Genomic DNA, 4,751 nt, shown 5'->3' on the forward strand with positions numbered 1-4,751 from the left:
GTGCAGGCGTTCATACAGGGCACTGACGCGTGTCGACGGGAACTGGTAGGAAATTCCTGCCTTGATTGCATCGTCATTGCGTCCGCTGGTCTGATAGCGCTGGTGGATCTCATAGGCAAGCGTCAGGTTCAGGTTGCCGTGGTCATAGGCGGTGGCAAAGGAATACAGCGCGGGATTGCGCGGCACCGTTGTCTTTTCYTCCGGCAATCCCCAGGCAATGGCGCCGCTCAAGCCGTGCCACGTCGGCGACTGGTAGTGCAATGAGTTCTTCTGTCGTCGATCAAATGAGCTGGTGTTCTGGACATTGTCGCTGGTAGACGCAGCGCMATTGCCTATCAGCGCCATGTAACCCGCGGTGGTGGGGTAATACGGGTCGTAGCTCTTGGTCGCACTTGTGTATGGTGTGTCCCAGTTGCCCATGAAGAGGGTGCCGTACGGGCTCTGCAGGCCGAGCCGGGTATCTCGTGCGGCGATTTGCCCCGCGCCGTTGTCAATCGACAGGGCGCTTTCGATTTGCCAGATCGCCTTGATCCCGTTGGCCAACTGTTCCTCGCCCCGTAAGCCGAACACGGAGCGGTTATTCGTGAGGCGCGCCGTATTGCCTAGTCTGGTGCCGTCGGTTGCGGTGGTCACGGTCACATACTCGATTGCTGTGTTCAGCCGACCATAGACCGCCACATTGCTGTCCGCCACGGCAGGTGCGGCGGCCGCGGACAAGGACGCTGCCAAGGCGACGTAAATGCGCTGGGGCCCAATTGCGTTAGTACGGCTGGTAAGTGCTTCGGGCTGGTTTCGGAGACGACTCATGGCGTTACTGGTTCCCTTCTTTGCTACGCGCGCGGAGGGCTGCCGACGGTTCAACGGTCGTGTCCGCATTGGGCGGTGTACCCGTAATCTTCGGGACGCATTCGCCGCGGAACCATGCAATGGTGACTGGCTCGCCCGCCAGCATGCGCTTGACCGGCGGCACAACCTGCTCGCCAATCAGCATGCCTAGCAACCCGATCAAAGCAATTGCGGGCGGCGCAGGCGAGCGGACCTGCATCAATGCATAGATGATGCCGACCAGGATGCCGGCGCCAAGGGAGATGAGATAGAGCTTCATATGAGACAAGGTTGGAAACGGGGGATATCGGGGCGGCGCTACGCCGGCGGCAGGCCCAGTCCGTCTTCGCCGCGCGGCAGCCGCATGCGGTTCGGGATCAGCGCGGTAGTATCGTGGCCACCCACAGTACCGCAAACGTGGGTTGGGCCAGCGGGGCAAACRTGCCGCCCGATGCAGGCTTGGCCGCGGAGATGGCAGATTGCGTCACGGTTGTCTCCGCGTGCGAAGGTCATCCCACGCCACGAGCAGGAACCCACCCACCAGGCCCAGATGTTCGAAGAACGCGTTGGCCATCATGAACTGCGCTTCGGGCGGTGCGCTCCAAAACCGGTTGGCCAGGAACGTGGCCATCAGCGTGAACGCCGCCAGCGCCAGTGCGCCGAGCCAACGCCAGAAGCCGGTCAGGATCATTGCCGACGCCCCAAGCTCCAGCGCAATCGTCGCCCCGGCCAGCGGAACAGCAGGCGACAGGCCGAAGTGCTGCATCTCTGTCACGGCGCTGGAGAAGACGAACAGCTTGACCAAACCGCCCTGCAGGTAGGCTGCGCACAGCAAAAGCAGGGCGATCCAGCGCAGCCAGCGAGGCAGCCGGTGGGTATTGTTGCCGGCCGTGGTTAGCGGGGGTGTCGAGATGGTCATGGCCGCTCTCCGATGTGGACAACGTGGATCAGAATGCCCAGCACGAGCAGCCCAGCGCGCCCCAGAACGTGCTTTCGTCCGACGTCGGCACGCCCGAGGTCCAGGCCTTGGCATGCGCATGGGCATGCACGCCGCACGAACTGGCGCAGCCGCACGCGGTGTTCAGCGCCAGTGCGCGCGCCTGGGCCTGCGGGCGCGGCTGGTACTGGCTGCCGTGGCGGGCCGGTGACCAGTCCGGCATCGCGGGGGGGATGTCGAGCGAATGCTTGCCGAATTCGCTGTCGCCATAGACCACCTTGCCACCGAGCACGGTCAGCACCGACGTGATGTCCTGGATGTCGTCGCCCGGTACCGAGAAGTAGTCGGCCGACAACACGGCCAGGTCGGCCAGCTGGCCCACCTTGATCTGGCCCTTCTTGCCCACTTCGGATGAGAACCACGTGTTGGCCTCGGTCCACAGGCGCAGCGCCGTTTCGCGATCGAGCAGGTTGGCCTGTGGATACATCGACATGCCGCCGACGGTCTTGCCCGTGGTCAGCCAGTAAAGCGATACCCACGGGTTGTACGACGCCACGCGCGTGGCATCGGTACCGGCGCCCACCTTGACGCCCTTCTCGAGCATCTTCTTGATTGGCGGCGTGGCTTCGGCAGCCTTGGCACCGTAGCGTTCGACAAAGTACTCGCCTTGATAGGCCATGCGGTGCTGCACCGCGATGCCGCCACCGAGCGCAGCGATGCGGTCAATATTGCGGTCGGAAATCGTCTCGGCGTGGTCGAAGAACCAGTTCAGGCCGTCGAACGGGATGTCTTTGGCTACCTTCTCATAGACATCCAGCGCGCGCGAGATGGTCTGGTCATAGGTGGCATGCAGCCGCCACGGCCAGCGCTTCTCCGCCAGCAGGCGGATCACCGGCTCCAGGTCGCTTTCCATCGACGGCGCCATGTCGGGGCGCTCGACACGGAAGTCCTCGAAGTCGGCCGCCGTGTAGACCAGCATTTCGCCGGCGCCATTGTGGCGGTAGAGGTCGTCGCCCTGGCCTGGCTTGACGGTCGATGTCCAGGTCTTGAAGTCGCTCAGCTCTTCCTTGGGCTTCTGCGTGAACAGGTTGTAGGCCAGGCGCACCGTGAGCTGCCCGTCCTTGTGCAGCTCTTCGATGATGTGATAGTCCTCCGGGTAGTTCTGGTAGCCGCCGCCAGCGTCGATGACGCCGGTCACGCCAAGACGGTTCACCTCGCGCATGAAATGCCGGGTGGAATTCTTCTGGTACTCGGGCGGCAGCTTGGGGCCCTTGGCCAGCGTGGCRTAGAGGATCGTGGCGTTTGGCTTGGCGAGCAGCAGGCCCGTGGGGTTGCCGGCCTTGTCGTGCACGATCTCGCCGCCCGGCGGGTTCGGCGTGTCCTTGGTATAGCCGACTGCGCGCAGGGCGGCGCCGTTGAGGATGGCACGGTCGTACAGGTGCAGGATGAACACAGGCGTATCCGGCGCCGCCGCATTCAGTTCCTCGATGGTCGGCAGGCGTTTTTCGGCGAACTGATGCTCGGTAAAGCCGCCGACCACGCGTACCCACTGCGGCGCGGGCGTGCGTGCCACCTGGTCCTTGAGCATGCGCATGGCATCGGCCAGCGAGCGCACGCCGTCCCAGCGCAGCTCCATGTTGTAGTTCAGCCCGCCGCGGATGATGTGCATGTGGCTGTCGATCAGCCCGGGAATGGCCCGCCGGCCGTTCAGGTCGATCACGTTTGTCTGCGGCCCCGAGAGCTTCATGATGTCCTGGCGCATGCCCACCCCCACGAAGCGGCCGTCGTGGATTGCGACCGCGTCGGCTTGCGGGTTGGACTTGTCGAGCGTGGCGAACTTGCCGTTGACGAGGATCAGGTCGGGAGTCGGGTTCGGGGTCATGGCGAGAAGATCCGAAGAGGCCGCCGCACCGAGGGCGGCAGCAGAGGCGATGAATTGCCGGCGGGTAACTGACATCGCGGCTTAGCTGTTCAGAAAGGCAAGCAGGTCGGCATTGACCTGATCGGCGTTGACTACGCACATGCCATGCGATGCGCCCGGGTAGACCTTGAGCGTGGCGTTCTTGACGATCTTGGCCGACAGGCGGGCCGAGTTGTCGATGGGCACGATCTGGTCGTCGTCACCATGCAGGATCAGCGTTGGCACGGTGATTTTCTTCAGGTCCTCGGTGTAGTCCACCTCTGAGAACTCCTTGATGCATGCGTACTGGCCCAGAATGCCACCTGTCATGCCCTGTGCCCAGAACGCATCGATGGTGCCCTGCGAAACCTTTGCGCCGGGGCGGTTGAAGCCGAAGAAGGGCGTAGTCAGGTCCTTGTAGAACTGCGAGCGGTTCTCCGTCACGTTCTTGCGGATGCTGTCGAACACTTCCATTGGCAGCCCGTTCGGATTGGCCGCGGTCTTGAGCATGATTGGCGGCACCGCGCCGATTAATACCGCCTTGGCCACGCGCTTCGTGCCATGACGGCCGATGTAGTGCGCCACTTCGCCGCCGCCGGTGGAGTGGCCAACCAGTGTGGCGCCTTTGATGTCGAGGGCGTCCAGCAGCGCGGCGAGGTCGTCGGCGTAGGTGTCCATGTTGTTGCCCTGCGCGGGCTGGTCCGAACGGCCATGGCCGCGACGGTCATGGGCGATCACGCGAAAGCCCTTCTGCACCAGGCACAGCATCTGGGCGTCCCAGGCGTCGGCATTGAGCGGCCAGCCGTGCGAGAACACCACCGGGCTGCCCGTGCCCCAGTCCTTGTAGAAGATGCGCGTGCCGTCTTTGGTCGTGATGTAGTGGCCCTGCTTCGTGGCGCGGCTGCTGGCTGGCGCGGCTTGCGCGGCCGTGGGCGTCAGTGCGGCAAGCGACGCCACCGATGCGGCCGCGGCGCCAACAGTGCTACCTACCAGCAGTTGCCGGCGCGATGCATCGATGTTGTGACCGTGTTCCTGGGTGTGTTCAGTTTGCATGATTGGGGCTAGCCGAAAGTTGGCTCGAAATCCGGG

The 4,751-nt window shown here is 63.8% G+C and carries 5 protein-coding genes; all 5 read right to left on the minus strand.

The window, feature by feature from the left end; genetic code table 11:
- On the minus strand, positions 1-807 hold an 807-nt coding region (locus tag AC1DS3_RS35300; RefSeq protein ID WP_477129010.1), incomplete at its 3' end, for a porin.
- A gap of 4 nt (positions 808-811) precedes the next feature.
- The gene (locus tag AC1DS3_RS35305) at positions 812-1,105 is read right to left on the minus strand and encodes a XapX domain-containing protein (protein ID WP_441632417.1); all 294 of its coding nucleotides are present in this window, start codon (positions 1,103-1,105) and stop codon (positions 812-814) included.
- 204 nt (positions 1,106-1,309) lie between these two features.
- The gene (locus tag AC1DS3_RS35310) at positions 1,310-1,744 is read right to left on the minus strand and encodes a DoxX family protein (RefSeq protein ID WP_441632415.1); all 435 of its coding nucleotides are present in this window, start codon (positions 1,742-1,744) and stop codon (positions 1,310-1,312) included.
- 28 nt (positions 1,745-1,772) lie between these two features.
- Complete coding sequence (locus AC1DS3_RS35315; RefSeq protein ID WP_441632413.1) at positions 1,773-3,644, minus strand: amidohydrolase; 1,872 nt, start codon at positions 3,642-3,644, stop codon at positions 1,773-1,775.
- Positions 3,645-3,725: 81 nt separating this feature from the next.
- Positions 3,726-4,715 carry an alpha/beta fold hydrolase gene (locus AC1DS3_RS35320; RefSeq protein ID WP_441632411.1) on the minus strand — a complete coding sequence of 330 codons (990 nt, stop codon included), beginning with the start codon at positions 4,713-4,715 and terminating at the stop codon, positions 3,726-3,728.
- Positions 4,716-4,751: the final 36 nt, after the last annotated feature.

The sequence above is a fragment of the Cupriavidus sp. 01L46 genome (assembly GCF_056399905.1).